This window comes from Promicromonospora kroppenstedtii, from assembly GCF_044389675.1.
Lineage (GTDB): Bacteria > Actinomycetota > Actinomycetes > Actinomycetales > Cellulomonadaceae > Promicromonospora > Promicromonospora kroppenstedtii.
Genome location: NZ_JBIRYI010000005.1, coordinates 100,185 through 116,817, shown reverse-complemented (window position 1 = coordinate 116,817; position 16,633 = coordinate 100,185). Strand labels below are relative to the sequence as shown.

Sequence of the window (16,633 nt, the reverse complement as noted above, 5' to 3'; positions counted from 1 at the left end):
CGACGCCGAACGGAAAGCAACAGGGGAAACCGGTGAAGGACCTTGCCAAGGCCCTGCCGTGGATCGGGCCCGCGGTCGCACTCATTGCGGCCGTGGTCCTGTTCCCGGTAGGCCTGATGTTCTGGAACTCGACGCGCGACATCAGCCAGAGCGGCGTGGACGACGGGGGAGTGGGCCTCGCGAACTTCGCGACGGTCATCGGCTTCCAGTACTTCTGGCCGATCCTCGGGCGCACCGTCGTGTGGGTCGTGGTGGTCGTCGGCTGCACCCTCGTCGGGTCGCTGGCCCTGGCAGCGCTGCTGAAAAAGGCGTTCCCGGGCCGGCGCCTGGTGCGGATGGCCGTCATCGTGCCGTGGGCCTCGAGCGTGGTCATGACCACGCTGGTGGTGCACTACGGGCTGGAGCCGTACTTCGGCATCATCAACTCGTTCCTCGTGGACGTGGGCCTGATCGGCACGCCGGAGGGCTACGGCTGGACGCGGCACCCGGGTACCGCGTTCGCGTGGGCGATGGCGGTGGCCGTCTTCGTGTCGCTGCCCTTCACCACGTACACGATCCTGGCCGGCCTGCAGACGGTTCCCGGCGAGACCGTCGAGGCCGCACGCATCGACGGCGCGAGCGGCCCGCGCACCTACTTCAGCGTGGTGCTGCCGCAGCTGCGGGGCGCCATCTCGGTGGCGGTGCTGATCAACATCATCAACGTGTTCAACTCGCTGCCGATCCTGCGCGTCATGACGGGGTCCATCCCGGGGTACGACGCCGACACCGTCATGACGATGATCTTCAAGTACATGCAGAACCAGCGGCAGATCGACCTGGCCAGTGCGCTGTCCGTCATCGCGTTCCTGGTGGTCGTCGTGATCGTCGCCGTCTACGTGCGGGTCGTCCGCCCCCTGGAGGAGGTCTGATGACCGCGATCACCGATTCGGGGACCACCCCGCGCAAGGCGACCCGGCCGCCGTCGGACAGCCGGCAGAGGGTACGGAAGTACACGAGCGACCAGGTGCCGCTCGGGTCCCTGCTGCTGCGGCTGCTGGCCGGGCTCGTGGTGCTGGTGGTGTTCCTGCTGCCGTACCTGATCATGTTCTTCGGCTCGGTGAAGACCAAGGCCGAGATCAGGTCGGTCGACCCCACCTACTTCCCCACCGAGTGGCACTGGGACAACTACGTCACCATGTGGTCCACGCCCGAGACACCGCTGGCGCAGAACCTGATCTCCACCCTGGTGATCTCGCTGTGCGCCACGCTGCTCGTGCTCGCCGTGGCGCTGCCGGCGTCCTATTACACGGCACGGTTCCGGTTCCCGGGGCGGCTGTTCTTCCTGTTCCTCGTGATCGTGACCCAGATGGTGCAGCCCGCGGTGCTCACCTCGGGCCTGTTCCGCCAGTTCATCGCCCTCGGGATCCTCGACACGTGGGCCGCGATGATCCTGGTCAACGCGGCGTTCAACCTGTCGTTCGCGGTCTGGATCATGCACAGCTTCTTCGCCGGCATCCCCAAGGAGGTCGACGAGGCGGCGCAGCTCGACGGCGCCGGAACCTTCGCCGTGCTGACCAAGATCAACCTGCCGCTGGTCTGGCCGGGCATCGTCACGGCGGTCGTGTTCACGTTCGTCGCCTCCTGGAACGAGTTCGCGGCGTCGCTCGTGCTGCTGACGACGGCGGGCAACCAGCCGCTGTCCGTGGCGCTCACCAAGTTCGTGGGCCAGTACGAGACGTCTTGGCACTACGTGTTCGGGGTGTCCGTGGTGGCGATCGTGCCCGTGGTCATCCTGTTCATGATCATCGAGAAGCGCCTGGTGGGCGGCCTGGTGGCCGGTTCCGTGAAGTAGTGGGACGGCCCGGTCCACGCTCCGTGGACCGGGCCGTCTCGACCGCCGGACGAATTCTGTCCCAGTGCTGGACGGTCGCTTAGCATGGTGGCGAACCCCATCCAGAGCGGTCGAGAGTCCTGGCTCCCTGACACCGCAGCAACCTGCCGACCTGGTGCCGCGTCGCCGCGGAGCCGAGGACGCAAGGTGCTCACGCCAGGTTCGATGGAGCAGCCATGGTCGCCGAGCCGCACCCACACCGTCCCACCGTGTCGTTCGAGCTGATGCCTCCGCGTCGGCCGAACGCCGCGCCCAACTTCTGGGAGACGGCGCAGCGGCTCGTGGCGGCCCGTCCGGACTTCGTGTCCGTGACCTACGGCGCGGCAGGCGGCGACCGGGCCACCGCGCGCGAGGTGCTCGCGACGCTGCTGCGGGGCACGCCCGTGCTCCCGGTGGCCCACCTGACCTGCGTGGGCGCGTCCCGGGAGGACGTGTCCGAGGTGATCGAGGAGTTTCTCGAGGCCGGCGTCCGGTCCTTCCTGGCACTGCGCGGCGACCCGCCGCGCGACGAGCCGGACTGGAGCCCGCCGGCCGACGGCGTGCGGTCCAGCGTGGACCTCGTGCGGCTCCTGCGGCAGGTGGACGAGCGGCGGTGTGCCGCCGACGTCAGCACGGCGCTGCGCTCGGCCGCCCGGCCCCTGGCGATCGCCGTCGCCACGTTCCCGGACGGGAACCCCGGGGCCGGCACCACGCGTGAGCAGGAGGTGCGCCGGCTGCTGGAGAAGCAGGAGGCGGGCGCGAGCTTCGCGATCACCCAGTTCTTCTACCGCGCGGACTCGTACACCGGGTTCGTCGAGGCGGCCCGGGCGGAGGGCGTGACCATCCCGATCCTCGCCGGGATCCTGCCCACCACCGAGGCCCGCCGTCTGCGCCGCGTCCAGGAGCTCACCGGTGTGGCGGCGCCCGCCGAGCTCCTGCGGGACCTCGACCGGCTCACCGCGCCCGACGGCGCCGTCGATCCGGAGGCCCAGCACGCGCACGGTATCGAGTACTCCGCGGCGCTCGCGCGCGAGGTGCTCGACGCCGGCACGCCCGGCCTGCACGTGTACACCTTCAACAAGCACCGGCCCGCCCTGGACCTGCTCGAGCGGGTGGGCCTCACGGGCCGCGCGGCAGCCTGACGGATCGCGGACGAAGGGTTGGCACTCTCGGGTGTCGAGTGCCAGAATTGGAGCGTAGCCAGGCGGCGGCCGAGGTCGTCGCCGATCGCTGCGGCCCTGGAGGGGCCAGGGCCGCATCGTCATAGGAGGTGGTGCGCGATGGCTACCTACTGGGACCCGTTCCAGGAGATGGACCGGATGTTCAACACGTTCGCCGGCAGCACGCGACAGTCCGGTGCCATGCCGATGGATCTGTTCCGCACCGGGGACCACTACGTCCTCTCGATGGACCTGCCCGGTGTCGACCCCGGCACCATCGACGTCTCGGTCGAGGACCGGACGCTCACGGTCCGTGCGGAGCGTACGCAGCGCTCGGACGACGGCGCGCAGTGGCTCGTGCGCGAGCGGCCGACGGGCACGTTCGCCCGGCAGCTCACCGTCGGCCGCGGTCTCGCCCTCGACAGGATCGAGGCGTCGTACGCCGACGGCGTGCTTGCGCTGACGATCCCGGTCAGCGAGGAGGCGAAGCCGCGCAAGATCGACGTGGCCCACTCGGCCGGGTCGACGCCGATCGGCCAGGGCTCGTCCGAGGGGCGCCAGACCATCGAGCAGTAGCCCTCGCTCGCGGCGTCGGACGCCCGGGTCACCCCGGTGACCCGGGCGTCCGACATGTGCGGGGCGGCAGGGGCGCACCGGCATCGTGCGCAGGGTATGGCCCGGATGTGATGTACCCCGGGGTCGTCAGGTCGGCCGATACTACGGATGAAAAATCGGCACGTACCAGCGCGACCGACCCGTGGAGGCCCCACCGTGCACGAACACGACCACAGCTCCACCGACTGCAGTCCTGACAGCCGCACCTCGCTCGGGCGGCGCGAGCTGCTGCGCGGCGCCGTCGTCCTCGGCATCGGCGCCGCGGGCGCGACGATCGCCGCCCCGGCCGCGGCGGCGGCCGCTGTGGCTCCCGCGGCCCAGGGCAAGGCGGCCGCCGACGCCCCGCCGTCCCTGGCCCCGGACCCGGAGGCACCCGCCGACGCGCCGCCGGGCGCGCTGGCGGGCGTGGAGGTGGCCGCACCGACCATCGCGAGCTGCGCCACCTGGGGTGCCGCCGCTGCCCGCGGGACCATCGACACCGTCACCACCAACCCGAACAAGATCCTGATCCACCACACGGCGTCGGCCAACGTGACCGACTACTCGCAGGCCGCCGGGTACCAGATCGCCCGCGACATCCAGCAGTGGCACTTCGCCAACGGCTGGGTGGACACCGGCCAGCACCTCACGGTGAGCCGCGGCGGGTACGTCATGGAGGGGCGGCACGGCTCGCTGTCGCGGCTGCAGAGCGGCAGCGGCACGGTCGTGGGTGCGCACGCTCCCGGCCAGAACAGCCAGGCGATCGGCATCGAGAACCAGGGCACCTACACGAGCGCCACGCCGCCCGCGCAGCTCTGGAGCCGGCTGGTCGAGCTGTGTGCCTACATCTGCGACCGGTACGGCATCGCGCCCACGCAGATCTACGGGCACCGGGACTACACGGCGACAGCCTGCCCGGGCGATGTCCTGTACTCGATGCTGCCGCAGCTGCGCTCCGAGGTGGCGGCGGCCCTGGCGGGCACGAGCTGGTCGGTGATCGTCGACAACACCTCGGCGGGCTTCTCCGCGGGCTCCGCGTGGCTGGCGTCGTCGTTCTCGGGCGAGCGGTACGGCGCCGACTACCGGTACGCGACGCCCGCAGAGGTCAGCGACCTGGCGACGTACTCGGCCACGATCCCGTCCAGCGGCTCCTACCGTGTCGAGGCGTGGTTCCCGGGGGTCGCGGGCTACAACACGTCGACGCCGTTCATCGTCTACACGGGCACCGGGTCGTCCACGATCCGGGTGGACCAGTCCGCGGGCGGCGGGGCCTGGGTCTCGCTCGGCACCTACGCGATGACGGCGGGGACGCGGACCGTCGTCGCCGTCAGCCGCTGGACGCAGGGCACGGCGTACGTGGTGGCGGACGCGATCCGCGTCACGCGCCTCTGACCCACCACGTGTCAGGCGTACAGGTCACCCGGGCGGTCTGTACGTCTGACACGTGTGCACCGGCCTCAGTCGGCGCGCTCCTGGCCGCTCATCGCCTGGATGGACTGCATGACCTGCTCGGTCAGCTCCCGCCGCGCCTGGGCGGGCTTCGTACCGGCCGCGATCTGCCGCGAGGGGTCGATCGGGGTGCCGAAGTGCAGCTCGACCCGCGCGAACCGCGGCATCTTGCCGATGGGCTTGACCTTGTCCGTGCCCAGCAGCGCGACCGGGACCACGGGGGCCTTGCCGGTCAGGGCGAGCCACGCGACGCCCGTGTGTCCCTTGTGCAGCTTGCCGTCCCGGGAGCGGGTCCCCTCGGGGTAGATGCCGAACGCGCCGCCCCGCTGGAGCACGGCCAGTGCGTCCTCCAGGGACCGCTGGCCGGCGCGCGGGTCGTCGCGCTGCACCGGGATGTCGCCCATCTTGGTGAAGAACCAGCGCGACAGGCGGCCCTTGATGCCCTTGCCGGTCCAGTACTCGGCCTTGGCCAGGAACGCGACGTGCCGCGGAGCCATGATCGGGATCAGCAGCGAGTCGATGAACGACAGGTGGTTGCTCGCGAGGATCACGGCGCCACGCTTCGGGATGTTCTGCAGCCCAGTCACGCGCGGGCGCAGGAGCACGAGCACGAGGATCGAGAGGATGAGCTTGAGGAACCGGTACGTCACCGGCCTATTGTGCACCCCCCAAGCGCCGCTGTGGACGGGGTGTTATGTGGTGAAAAATACTAAAGAGACCTACAAGGTGCACAGTCCGGTAGACGAGTCAGACGTACAGGTCACCCGGGTGACCTGTACGTCTGACACGTCGGCTCGCGAGGTCAGGAGGCCTCGTCGCCGCCCTTCTCGAAGGCGGCCGGACGCACCTGCACGGCGCGTACGCGGTCGACGTCGAGCTTGACGCTCCGGTCGAACCGGTAGATGCCGTTCTCCTCCTGGAACACGTCCGTGAGCTGCGTGTAGCAGTAGCCGAACATCCGCGGGTCGTCGAGCAGCGGGTCCGTCAGCCCGGCGAACCGGGTGTGGAACTCCTCCTCGTCCACGACGCGCTGGCCGTAGCCCCACGAGTCAGGCGAGCTGCCCGACGCGCTGGCCGCGGTCTCCGGGTTCCACCAGATGCCGCCGTACTCGCTGACGAAGTAGGGCTGACCGTTGTACGGCTGCGAGATCGGCGTGCCGTTGTCCCGCTCGTTCCCGTACGGCTTGCCCTCGGCCAGGCCGCCCACCAGCTCGGTGAACTTGGCCGGGTCCTGCTCGTACAGGTGCGAGTCCCAGACGTCGGTCTCGGGCACGCGGTGCGAGTAGCCGCTGGCGTCCAGCACCGGCCGCGACGGGTCCGCCACCTTGGTGGCCAGCCACATGCTGCGGGTCACGTCGTCGAGCTGCGTGATGCGGTCGTGCAGGTCCTGGTGCGTCTCGTTGAGCGGGCACCAGCCGATGATCGACGGGTGGTTGTGGTCCCGCTGGAGCGCCTCCAGCCACTCGGCCACGTACGACGTCGTCGGCCGCTGGCCGTCCTGCGGGGTGCCGTAGCCGCTGACGCCCCAGTCGCCGAACTCGCCCCACACGAGGTAGCCGAGCCGGTCCGCGTGGAACAGGTAGCGCTCCTCGAAGACCTTCTGGTGCAGGCGGGCGCCGTTGAACCCGGCCTCCAGGCCGAGCTCGATGTCGCGCACCAGCGCGGCGTCGGACGGCGCCGTCATGAGCGACTCCGGCCAGTAACCCTGGTCCAGCACGAGCCGCTGGAACACGTGCTCGCCGTTGATCTTGATCGCCTGACCGTCGATCGAGACGGACCGCAGGCCCGCGTACGAGCGCACCGAGTCCACCACGGCGCCGTCGACGTCGCGCAGCTCGATGTCCACCCCGTACAGGTGCGGGTCCGTCGTGCCCCAGGTGCGCACGCGGTCCGCCGGGACGACGACGCGCAGCGCGGGCGCCAGGTCGAGGTCGGCGCGCGCGGTGGCGCTCGCGACCTCGCCGTCGGCGTCGGTCACGGTGACGGAGACCGTGTGGCCCCGACGGTTCGCCGAGAGCGGCACGACGACGTCGAACGCGGAGCTCGACAGGTCGGGCGTGATCCGCGGGCGGCGCACGTGCACGGCCGGCACGGGCTCCAGCCAGACCGTCTGCCAGATCCCCGTGGTGCGCGTGTAGTTGCACTCGAAGTTGGCGTAGCGGTTGGACTGCTTGCCACGGGCCTGCGGCCCGTGGCGCGTGTCCCGGGCCCGGACGACGACGGTCACGGTGTCGCCGGGGGCGGCGATACCGTGCAGGTCGGCCACGAACGGCGTGAAGCCACCGCGGTGCCGCACCACCTCGGTGCCGTCGACCCACACGGTCGCGTCGTGGTCCACGGCCCCGAAGTGCAGCAGCACGTGCGGGTCGTCGCCGACGGCGGACCAGTCCGCGGGCACGGTGATCTCGCGGCGGTACCAGACTGCCTCGAGGAAGTCGGTGTTCTCGATGCCGGACAGCTCCGACTCCGGGGCGAACGGCACGGTGATCTCGGCCTGGAGCGGCCGCTCGACCAGGCCGCGCTCCAGACCGGAGTCGCCCGCGTCGATCTCGAACTGCCAGGTTCCGTTGAGGTTGAGCCAGCGGTCCCGGACCATCTGGGGCCGCGGGTACTCGGGGCGCGGGACGGGGGTGGCCGTCGGCGCCCCGTCCGGCGAGAAGCGGTCGAGGAAAGTCATCAGCTGCTCCATTGCGTCTACGACAGGTGCGCGGTGATTCAACACGTCTTCCGCCAAGAATGCAACGTTGTATCAACCGGACGCCCCGGCGATGCCTCCGACCAGGGGCGTCATCAGGTCACGCGCGGCTGCTCTCGCGGACCAGCAGGCGGTACGGGACCACCTCGTCGACCGGCTCGACCGAGCGGTTCTCGAGCTGCGCGATGATCCGGTCCACCGCAGTCTCCGCGATCGCGCGCAGGTCGGGCGCCACCGTGGTCAGCGTGGGGTTCGAGAACCGGCCGTCCTCGGTGTTGTCCCAGCCGGTGACGGCGACGTCGTCGGGCACCCGCACCCCGTTCCGGCGCAGCGCGTACAGCGCGCCGAGGGCGAGCTCGTCGTTGGCGCACACGATCCCGTCGACCTGGTCGATCCGGGGCAGCACCGACTCCACGGTGGCGGCGCCGGCCGGGCGGGAGAACTGCGGGCACTGGAGCACCCAGCGCTCGTCCGCCTCCAGGCCGGCCGCGGTGTGGGCGTCCAGGAAACCCTGCACGCGCTGCGCGCCGGTCCGGCCCGCGCCGGGCGGCTCCGCCCCCAGGAAGGCCAGCCGACGCCGTCCGGTCTCCAGCAGATGCCTGGTGACCTGCGCGGCGGCATCCACGTTGTCGATGCTCACGTGGTCCGTGCGGCGCTCGCGCGTGGGGTCCGGGTCGGCCCGCTCGCCCAGCAGCACCAGGGGCACGGTGCCGCGCACCTCGTCGATCTCGGCCGGGTTCAGCTCCAGCGGGGAGAAGATGATCCCGTCGATCGCCTGCACGTCGAACCCGCGCGCCACCTCCAGCTCGGTCTCGCGCGAGGACCGCGTCTCCTCGATGAGCACCCGGTAGCCCCGGTCGCCCCCGACGTCGATCATCTCGTGGGCCAGCACCGAGAAGTACGGGGCGTGCACCCACGGCACCGCCAGGGCGAGCGTGTTGGTGCGGCCCCGCCGCAGCTGGCGGCCGGCGAGGTTGGGCCGGTAGCCGAGCTCCGCGATCACCGCCTCCACGCGGGACCGCGTGGCGTCCCCCACCCGGCCCGTGTCGTTGACGACGTTGGACACGGTCTTCCACGAGACCCCCGCCGCCGCCGCGACCTCTTTGATCCCTACCCGTCGGCCACCTTGCTCGGACAAGCCTTCACTTCCTTCCGCACCGCGCCTCTTGACTGGACGCCCGTCCTAGTCCATCGTGATCCAACGTTGGAGCGCAACGTTGCACCATTGGAGGTCGATGATGACCGTAGTACGAGGACGTGGCATTCCGGGCCAAGGAAGCCCCGAGGCCGCGTCGAGAGCCCGCAGCCTCTTGGGCAGTTCCGGAGGGCTGAGCAGGCGAGACGTGCTCCGCGCGGCCCTCGTCGGGGCGGGCGGGATAGCACTCGGCGGCGCGCTCGCCGGCTGCGCCACCCCCAGTGCCGCCGGCGCGGGGAAGACCTCCGTCATGGTCTGGGACCTGTTCTCGGGCGGTGACGGCGCGCTCATGCAGGAGATGGCGGGCGCGGTCGCCGCGGCCAACCCGGACATCGCCGTCGAGACGACGACGCTGGCGTGGGGGCCGCCGTACTACACCAAGCTGGCGATGGCCTCGTCCGGCGGACGGCCGCCGGAGGCCGCCGTCATGCACATGTCCCGGCTCGCGGGCTACGCGCCGGGCGGGCTGCTGGAGCCGTTCGACCTCGACGCGCTGGCCGAGCTCGGGATCACCGAGGCCGACTTCGCGCCCGCGGTCTGGCAGAAGGCCCAGTTCGAGGGCCAGCTCTACGCGCTGCCGCTGGACACCCACCCGTACATCGCGTTCCACAACCCCGACATCGTGCAGCAGGCCGGCCTCGCGGGGCCGGACGGCAAGCTCGACCTGTCCGCCGTCGCCGGGGCCGACCGGTTCCTCGATGCCGGGCGCGCCATGGCCGAGGTCACGGGCGAGACCGGCGTGAGCTGGGGCTACCAGCGCGACCCCGCCGGCTGCTGGCGCATGTTCTGGGGCCTCTACTCCCAGAACGGCGGCGGCTACGAGCTGACGCCGGGCCGCCCCGCCCAGCTCGACGAGGAGGCCGCGACCGAGGTCTTCGAGTTCCTGCAGGCCATGGTGGACGGCAAGGTCGCTGCCAGGAACCAGGACGGCAACGCGGCGTCCGGCCGGTTCATGTCGAACCGGACCGGCCTGATGTTCGCCGGCGAGTGGGACCTGCCGATGTTCCGCGACGCGAACCCCGACGTCGGCGCCACGCCGTTCCCGGCGGTCTTCGACACGCCGGCCAACTACGCCGACTCGCACGCGTTCGTGCTGCCCAAGCAGGGCACGCCGGACCCCGCCAGGCGCGAGGCGACCTACCGGGTGCTCGCCGGCCTCCTCAAGGAGGGCCTGACCTGGGCCTCGGCCGGGCACATCCCGGCCTACCAGCCCATCGTCAAGGAGCCCGCCTACCAGGAGCTCACCCCGCAGCGCGACTACGCGCCCGCGGCCGAGATCGCCGTCTTCGACCCCGACGCCTGGTTCACCGGCGGCGGCAGCGACTTCCAGACGCGCATGGCCGACGCCATGACCGACACCCTGGCCGGCAAGGCCCCGGCGCGCACCGCCGTGACCCGCATGCTGAGCGAGATGGACCGGTTCCTCTCCCAGCCCAACCCCGCCTGATCGAGAGGACGACGATGACTGTCTCGAACGCCGGCGTCACGGCGCCCCCCGGAAAGGCGCCGTCCGACCCGAAGAGATCTCCCGGCCGGTCCGGTACCCGCACCGCCGCGACCGGCAAGTCCCTGCGTGAGCGGGACAGGTCCGGATACCTGTTCGTCGCACCGTTCGCGGTCGCGACCGGGCTGTTCCTGCTGCTGCCCACGCTCTACGGCCTGTGGATGAGCTTCACGAACCAGAGCCTGACGGGCACCGGCAGCGAGTTCATCGGCTTCGCGAACTATGCCGAGGCCTTCAGCGACCCGCAGGTCTGGCAGACCCTGTGGCACACCGTGTGGTTCACGGTGCTCAGCACGATCCCCCTGGTGGTCGTGGCCCTGGTGATGGCGCTGCTCGTGCACACCGGCCTGCCGGGCCAGTGGGTGTGGCGCATGTCGTTCTTCGCCCCGTACCTGCTGACCAGCGCCGTCGTCTCCGCGCTGAGCAGCTGGCTGTTCCAGCCCGACATCGGCCTGCTCGACACGTGGTTCGCGGCCCTCGGCCTGCAGCCCGTGGGCTGGCTCACCGACGAGAACGTCGCGATGTTCTCCATCGCCGCCGTCACGGTGTGGTGGACCGTCGGCTTCAACTTCCTGCTCTACCTGGCGGCCCTGCAGGGCATCCCGCAGCAGCAGTACGAGGCGGCGACCATCGACGGCGCGGGCGGCTGGCGGCGCCTGTTCTCCATCACGCTGCCGCAGCTGCGCACGATCACGGGCGTGATCGTGGTGCTGCAGCTCCTCGCCTCGCTCAAGGTGTTCGACCAGATCTACCTGCTGACCGCGGGCGGACCGAACGGGAGCACCCGGCCGATCCTGGAGTACGTCTACGACACCGGCTTCACCAACTACCGGCTCGGGTACGCCTCCGCGATCTCGTACGTCTTCTTCGCCCTGATTCTCGTGTTCGCACTGGTGCGGCTGCTGCCGTCCAGGAAGGAGGCCTGACGTGTCCGTCGCCGAACTGGTCGCAGACCGCCGGACGAGGGCGCAGCAGGAACGCGCCGAGAACCGGGCCCTCACCAAGCTGACGATCGGGCCCTCGCCCTGGGTGCGCGTCGCCTCCCTGGCCGCCCTCGTCGTCCTCGCCGCCCTGTGGCTGCTCCCCGTGGCCTGGGGCGCGGTCACCAGCTTCAAGCACGAGGCCGAGGCCGCGCTCCCGGCGTCGTGGTGGCCCACCATGGGGTGGACGCTCGACGCCTACCAGCAGGTGCTCAGCAACAGCGACCTGCTGATCTGGATGTGGAACAGCCTGGTCGTGGCCGGGCTGGTCACGCTCCTGACCGTCCTGATCTCCGCGATGGCCGCCTTCGCGTTCTCGCAGACGGTGTTCAAGGGCCGGAGCCTGCTCCAGTGGCTCACCATCGCGTCGATCATGATGCCCGGCCAGATCCTGATCGTGCCGCTGTTCCGGCAGATGCAGGTCATGGGCCTGGTCGACACGTTCGCGGGCATCGTGCTGCCGCAGATCGTCGCGCCCGTGATGGTGTTCATCCTCAAGCGGTTCTTCGACGCCATCCCCAGCGAGCTGCTCGACGCCGCCCGCATCGACGGGGCCGGCACGTGGCGGCTGTTCTGGACCATCGTGCTGCCGCTGTCGCGCTCGATCCTCGTGGCCGTCGCGATCTTCGTGTTCATCGGCGCGTGGAACAACTTCCTGTGGCCGTTCATCGTCACCACCGACCCGCAGTTCATGACCCTGCCGGTCGGCCTGTCCACCGTGAAGAACGCCTACGGCGTGCAGTACGCGCAGAACATGGCGTCCGCGATGATCGCGGCGCTGCCGCTGCTCGTGGTGTTCATGCTCTTCCAGCGCCGCATCGTCCAGGGTGTCGCGACCACGGGCATGGGCGGGCAGTAGTACGCGACAATCGGGTGTGGCCACTCCGACCCCGCACCCTTCGCAGCGCCCGCACCTCGCCGCGGTCGTGGAGGACCACCTCTACGCCGCGGCGGGGTGGGTGCTCGCCCGCGCCGGCTGGCAGCCCCGGCTGGAGCCGTACGCCGGGTACGGCACGCCGGACAAGGTGCGGGTGCTCGCCCGCGTGGTGCTCTCGCCTCGGCGTCCCGGCACGCCGAACCGGGATGCCGTCCGGGCCGGACGGCGCGGGTTCCGGCACTTCCTCACCGTGCCCGCGCCCCACCGCCGGGTGCGGATCGACGTGGGCGGCAGCACCTCCGAGGTGGCCAGCGACCGGGCCGGCTACGTCGACGTCGAGCTCCCCGCCGGTGCCCCGCTCTCCGACGGCTGGCACACCGCGCTGCTGACCTGCCTCGACGTCCCCGAACCGACCGAGGCCGAGGCCCCGATCCGGGTGCTCGACGAGCGCACGCGGTTCGGCGTGGTCAGCGACATCGACGACACGACCATGGTCACCGCCGTGCCCCGGCCGCTGCTCGCGGCCTGGAACACCTTCGTGCGGCACTCCAGCGCGCGACGGGCCGTGCCCGGCATGCCCGAGCTCTACCGCTCGCTCCAGCGGGCTCATCCCGACGCCGCCTTCTTCTACCTGTCGACCGGCGCCTGGAACACCGCGGGCACGCTGCGCGCGTTCCTCTCGCGCCACGCGTACCCGCCCGGCCCGCTGCTGCTGACCGACTGGGGTCCCACGCTCACCGGGTGGTTCCGCAGCGGCCAGGCGCACAAGCGAGCGAGCCTCGAGCTGCTCATGACGTGGTTCCCGCACGTGCGGTGGGTGCTCATCGGCGACGACGGCCAGCACGACGTCGTGATCTACCAGGAGACCGCGCGCCGTCGGCCCGACCGGGTGCGGGTCGTGGCGATCCGGCAGCTCACCGGCGGGCAGCAGGTGCTGGCCGGGAACGCGCCGCACGTCGGGAACGGGTCGCATGCCGGTAGCGGTGCGCTCGCCGGGAGCGGGTCGCGGGGCGGCGAGGCGGGGTCCGGCATCGGCGAGTCGCCCGTGCCGACGGTGGCCGGCCGGGACGGGGACGAGCTCGCCCGCCGCCTGGCCGTCGTGCCCGGTGTGCTCGCCGACCCGGAACGGGACCCGGACCCCGGCCCGGACCCGGCCTCGGGCCGGGACCAGGCAGGCCCGGCGGGTCAGACCTGGTTCGCCCCGCCGTCGACATAGAGGTTCGCGCCGACGACGTAGCTGCTCTGCCCCGAGGCGAGGAACGCCACGGCCGCGGCGACCTCGTCGGCCTCCCCCATCCGACCTCTCGGCACCGTCCCGGCGGCGTACTCCCGGATGGCGCCCATGGCCTCCTCGCCGCCGTTGATGGCGGTGCCGCCGGGCGTCTCGATCCAGCCCGGGGAGACCACGTTCACCCGGATGCCGCGGTCCTTGAGCTCGGTGGACCACGTCCGCGCGAAGGATCGCACGGCGGCCTTGGAGGCCGCGTAGGCGCCGAACGCCGCCATGCCGTGGTCGGCGGCCGTCGAGCCGGTCAGGATCACGGAGGCGCCGTCGTTGAGCAGCGGCAACGCCTTCTGCACGGTGAACAGGACACCTCGCGTGTTGACCCCGAAGGTCTGGTCGAAGTGCTCCTCGGTGGTCTGCTCCAGCGTCACGAACGCGCCGACCGCGGCGTTCGCCACGAGCACGTCCAGCCCCTTGCGCCGTGCCCGGACCGCTGCGTAGAGCCGGTCCAGGTCCGCCAGGACGCCGACGTCGCCGGCCACGCCCGTCGCCCGGTCCGCGCCGATGGTCTTGACGGCGGCCTCCAGCTCCGCCTCGCGCCGGCCGGTGACGAACACGTGCGCGCCCTCGTCCGCCAGCCGCACCGCGGTCGCCAGTCCGATGCCGGTGCTGCCCCCGGTGACGACCGCCGTCCTGCCTTCCAGCTGTCCCATGTGGATGTCTCCGTCGCTCTCTCGTGTCGATTGGTGCGACATCGATCCTGCGCGCGTCGCGGCGTACGATCCATCGCGTACAGTCCGGGATTCCTTACACATCGTCCAGGGGGCTACCGTGCTCGGTTTTCAGGACCCGATGGCGGACGCGATCGGCCTGCTGCGGCCCCGCACGGTGATCGGGCCCAGCCTGCGCGCCACGGGGGAGTGGGCGCTGCGCTTCGAGCCGTTCCCGCACGTGCGGGTGGGCGGCCTCGTGCGTGGAAGGTGCTGGCTGATTCTCGACGGGCACGAGCCGGTGCTCCTGCGCGAGGGCGACACCTTCATGCTGGGCAACCCACCGCCCTACGTGCTGGCCAGTACGCCCGACGCGCGGCCGCGTCCCGGGGACCCGGTCTGGGCGGCGGCCGCGGACGGGCTGGTGCGGATCGGCGCCGAGTCCAACGACGACCTCTACCTCTGCGGCGGGCACATCGGGTTCGACGACGACAACGCGGCCCTGCTGACGGACCTCCTGCCGCCGCTCGTGATCGTCCGCGCCGACGACCCGCGCGGCGGCGACCTGGGCCAGCTGATCACGCTCCTGGCCGCCGAGGTCGAGGCCACCGCCCCCGGCGGCCCGCTGGTGCAGAACCACCTCGCGCAGGTGCTGCTCGTGCACATGCTGCGGGCGCACGCCTGCCGGACCGACCGGCCCACCGGCTGGCTGGGCGCCCTGAACCAGGACGGTATCGGCGCCGCGCTGCGGGCACTGCACGCGGACGTGGCGCACTCCTGGACGCTCAACGAGCTCGCCGGGATCAGCCACATGTCGCGGTCCGCGTTCGCCGAGGCCTTCCGGAACCACGTCGGGGTCCCGCCGCTGGAGTACCTGATCCAGTGGCGCATGAGCCTCGCGCGCGACGCCCTCGCCCGTGACACCCTGTCGATCTCGGAGCTCGCGAAGGCGACGGGCTACCAGTCCGAGAGCGCGTTCAGCACCGCGTTCCGCCGCGTCGTCGGGTCGTCGCCCGCGACGTTCCGGGGCGAGGCGCGACGGGCTCAGGCGGCATCCGTCTCCGCCTGAGCGTCAAGCGGTGACCAGGTAGTCGTCCGCGTCGTCGTCCCAGGCCAGCGACACCGTGCCTGCGGCCTCCGCCGCCTTGGCGAACTGGAGGAAACCGCGGAAGCCGAGCGCCTTCTCGGAGAAGTCCGGGCGGCGCTTGCGCACCGCGTTCTTCAGCCCGGACAGCGCGGCGGAACCGCTGGACTCCTGCACCACGTCCCGCAGCAGCGCGAACGCCGCGTCGGTGTCACCCTGCTCCGGCAACGACACCTCGGGGTCGCCCGCGGACGGGCCCGGCGCGAGCTCCACGAACCCGCGGTCCGCGAGGAACCGCAGGAACTCACCGAAGGTACGGAACCCGTAGTCCGACTCGCTGAACGTGGCGTCCTTGCGCAGCAGCGTCCGCTTGAGGGCGGACGCCGTGACCGGGCCGCTCGTGGACGACTGCAGGTCGCCGAGCGTCTGCGCCACCCGCACCTCCATGGGCGCGTCGTTCGACGCCGGCGCCTCGTCCTGCTCGCTCACGTCCAGGTCGGGCTCGGCCTCGGTCGCCACCTCGACGGGCGCCGGGGCGGGCTCGGGCTTCTTGCGCCGCCGGGTCGCGGGCTTGGCCCCGGCCTCGGCCTCGGGCTCGGTCGGGGTCTCGGGCGCGTTCGCCTCGGCGACGGCCTCCGCGACCGCCTCGGCGGCCTTGGTGCGGCGCGAGGCGGCCGGTGCCTTCTGCGCGGTGGCACGCTCCGCCGTCGCGCCGGCCTTGCGGGTGCGGGAGCCGCGCTTGTGGGCCGGGGCGCCCTGGTCCTCGTCGGGCACCTCGACGCCCTCGAGGCGGTCGTAGAAGAGGAACTCGTCGCAGGCGGCGGGCAGCAGGCGCGACGTCGACTTCTCGACGCCGACGCCGATCACGCGCTTGTTCAGCTCACGGAGCTTGTGGACGAGCGGCGAGAAGTCGCTGTCGCCGGTGCACATGACGAACGTGGAGATGTAGTCCCGCTCGAAGGCCATCTCGATGGCGTCGACCACCATCTTGATGTCGGCGGCGTTCTTGCGGGAGGCGCCCATCCGCTGGGTCATCTCGATGAGCTCGACCTGGTGCCGGGTCAGCATGCGCCGGTCCTCGTCGAAGTACGACCAGTCCGCGTAGGCGCGGCGCGCCACCACCCGCCCGCGCACGGCGAGCGCGTCGGCGATGGGTCCGAAGTCGAACTGCATCCCGCCCAGGTGCTCCCGGGCGCCGAGCGCCAGGTTCTCGTAGTCGATGAAGACTGCCAGGCGTTCCTCGAGATCCATGCCCGCCACTCTAGGGGGTCTGCCGGAGGACGGGGTCCGGAGCCGCGCCGGACGGGCGAT

At 71.4% G+C, this 16,633-nt stretch carries 15 protein-coding genes and 1 riboswitch; of the genes, 10 read left to right on the top strand and 5 right to left on the bottom strand.

The window, feature by feature from the left end; all coding sequences use genetic code 11:
• The first annotated feature begins 32 nt into the window (after window positions 1-32).
• The 5 genes from ACH47X_RS09720 to ACH47X_RS09700 all read left to right on the top strand — a co-directional run bounded on the left by ACH47X_RS09720 (window position 33) and on the right by ACH47X_RS09700 (window position 4,995).
• Window positions 33-908, top strand: a complete 876-nt coding sequence (locus ACH47X_RS09720) for a carbohydrate ABC transporter permease (protein ID WP_397403687.1) — start codon at window positions 33-35, stop codon at window positions 906-908.
• Window positions 908-1,831: a carbohydrate ABC transporter permease gene (locus ACH47X_RS09715; RefSeq protein ID WP_211239977.1), complete on the top strand. Its 924-nt coding sequence runs from the start codon at window positions 908-910 to the stop codon at window positions 1,829-1,831. The genes ACH47X_RS09720 and ACH47X_RS09715 overlap by 1 nt, the downstream gene beginning before the upstream one ends.
• Window positions 1,832-1,925: 94 nt before the next feature.
• Window positions 1,926-2,042, top strand: a riboswitch (SAM riboswitch).
• Between the two features lie 37 nt (window positions 2,043-2,079).
• Window positions 2,080-2,991, top strand: a complete 912-nt coding sequence (locus ACH47X_RS09710; protein ID WP_397403684.1) for a methylenetetrahydrofolate reductase — start codon at window positions 2,080-2,082, stop codon at window positions 2,989-2,991.
• A 138-nt stretch (window positions 2,992-3,129) separates the two neighbouring features.
• Entirely contained in the window at window positions 3,130-3,585 is a 456-nt protein-coding gene (locus ACH47X_RS09705) for an Hsp20/alpha crystallin family protein (RefSeq protein WP_397403682.1), read from the top strand.
• Window positions 3,586-3,780: 195 nt separating this feature from the next.
• A complete protein-coding gene (locus ACH47X_RS09700) occupies window positions 3,781-4,995 on the top strand; it encodes a golvesin C-terminal-like domain-containing protein (protein WP_397403680.1) in 1,215 nt (404 codons plus the stop codon).
• 65 nt (window positions 4,996-5,060) lie between these two features.
• Here the strand turns inward: ACH47X_RS09700 and ACH47X_RS09695 are convergent, their stop codons facing one another.
• The 3 genes from ACH47X_RS09695 to ACH47X_RS09685 form a co-directional block, all read right to left on the bottom strand.
• Window positions 5,061-5,702, bottom strand: a complete 642-nt coding sequence (locus ACH47X_RS09695; RefSeq protein ID WP_036958689.1) for a lysophospholipid acyltransferase family protein — start codon at window positions 5,700-5,702, stop codon at window positions 5,061-5,063.
• Window positions 5,703-5,854: 152 nt separating this feature from the next.
• Window positions 5,855-7,729 carry a glycoside hydrolase family 2 protein gene (locus ACH47X_RS09690; RefSeq protein WP_397403678.1) on the bottom strand — a complete coding sequence of 625 codons (1,875 nt, stop codon included), beginning with the start codon at window positions 7,727-7,729 and terminating at the stop codon, window positions 5,855-5,857.
• A 118-nt stretch (window positions 7,730-7,847) separates the two neighbouring features.
• Window positions 7,848-8,885 carry a LacI family DNA-binding transcriptional regulator gene (locus ACH47X_RS09685; RefSeq protein WP_397403676.1) on the bottom strand — a complete coding sequence of 346 codons (1,038 nt, stop codon included), beginning with the start codon at window positions 8,883-8,885 and terminating at the stop codon, window positions 7,848-7,850.
• Between the two features lie 205 nt (window positions 8,886-9,090).
• Between ACH47X_RS09685 and ACH47X_RS09680 the strand changes: the two genes are divergently transcribed.
• The 4 genes from ACH47X_RS09680 to ACH47X_RS09665 are packed head-to-tail and all read left to right on the top strand — an operon-like array spanning window position 9,091 to window position 13,519.
• The gene (locus ACH47X_RS09680) at window positions 9,091-10,389 is read left to right on the top strand and encodes an extracellular solute-binding protein (RefSeq protein ID WP_397403674.1); all 1,299 of its coding nucleotides are present in this window, start codon (window positions 9,091-9,093) and stop codon (window positions 10,387-10,389) included.
• Window positions 10,390-10,403: 14 nt separating this feature from the next.
• On the top strand, window positions 10,404-11,372 hold the full coding sequence (locus tag ACH47X_RS09675; protein ID WP_397403672.1) for a carbohydrate ABC transporter permease: 969 nt from the start codon (window positions 10,404-10,406) through the stop codon (window positions 11,370-11,372).
• Window position 11,373: 1 nt separating this feature from the next.
• Window positions 11,374-12,285: a carbohydrate ABC transporter permease gene (locus ACH47X_RS09670; RefSeq protein WP_142031876.1), complete on the top strand. Its 912-nt coding sequence runs from the start codon at window positions 11,374-11,376 to the stop codon at window positions 12,283-12,285.
• A 16-nt stretch (window positions 12,286-12,301) separates the two neighbouring features.
• A complete protein-coding gene (locus ACH47X_RS09665; protein ID WP_397403669.1) occupies window positions 12,302-13,519 on the top strand; it encodes an App1 family protein in 1,218 nt (405 codons plus the stop codon).
• On the opposite strand, the gene ACH47X_RS09660 is transcribed toward ACH47X_RS09665, so the two are convergent.
• Entirely contained in the window at window positions 13,489-14,241 is a 753-nt protein-coding gene (locus ACH47X_RS09660; protein ID WP_397403667.1) for an SDR family NAD(P)-dependent oxidoreductase, read from the bottom strand. The two genes, ACH47X_RS09665 and ACH47X_RS09660, sit on opposite strands and share 31 nt — an antisense overlap.
• Window positions 14,242-14,359: 118 nt before the next feature.
• Here ACH47X_RS09660 and ACH47X_RS09655 point away from each other — a divergent pair, with 118 nt between their 5' ends.
• Window positions 14,360-15,307, top strand: a complete 948-nt coding sequence (locus tag ACH47X_RS09655; RefSeq protein ID WP_397403665.1) for an AraC family transcriptional regulator — start codon at window positions 14,360-14,362, stop codon at window positions 15,305-15,307.
• A 3-nt stretch (window positions 15,308-15,310) separates the two neighbouring features.
• On the opposite strand, the gene ACH47X_RS09650 is transcribed toward ACH47X_RS09655, so the two are convergent.
• Window positions 15,311-16,573 carry an NYN domain-containing protein gene (locus ACH47X_RS09650; protein WP_397403663.1) on the bottom strand — a complete coding sequence of 421 codons (1,263 nt, stop codon included), beginning with the start codon at window positions 16,571-16,573 and terminating at the stop codon, window positions 15,311-15,313.
• Between the last annotated feature and the right edge of the window lie 60 nt (window positions 16,574-16,633).

What these genes read in the sequence shown, in the direction of transcription:
- ACH47X_RS09650 (WP_397403663.1), bottom strand. Translation starts at nt 16,573, where the DNA reads ATGGATCTCGAGGAACGCCTGGCAGTCTTCATCGACTACGAGAACCTG.
- ACH47X_RS09690 (WP_397403678.1), bottom strand. Translation starts at nt 7,729, where the DNA reads ATGACTTTCCTCGACCGCTTCTCGCCGGACGGGGCGCCGACGGCCACC.
- ACH47X_RS09705 (WP_397403682.1), top strand. Translation starts at nt 3,130, where the DNA reads ATGGCTACCTACTGGGACCCGTTCCAGGAGATGGACCGGATGTTCAAC.
- ACH47X_RS09675 (WP_397403672.1), top strand. Translation starts at nt 10,404, where the DNA reads ATGACTGTCTCGAACGCCGGCGTCACGGCGCCCCCCGGAAAGGCGCCG.
- ACH47X_RS09660 (WP_397403667.1), bottom strand. Translation starts at nt 14,241, where the DNA reads ATGGGACAGCTGGAAGGCAGGACGGCGGTCGTCACCGGGGGCAGCACC.
- ACH47X_RS09715 (WP_211239977.1), top strand. Translation starts at nt 908, where the DNA reads ATGACCGCGATCACCGATTCGGGGACCACCCCGCGCAAGGCGACCCGG.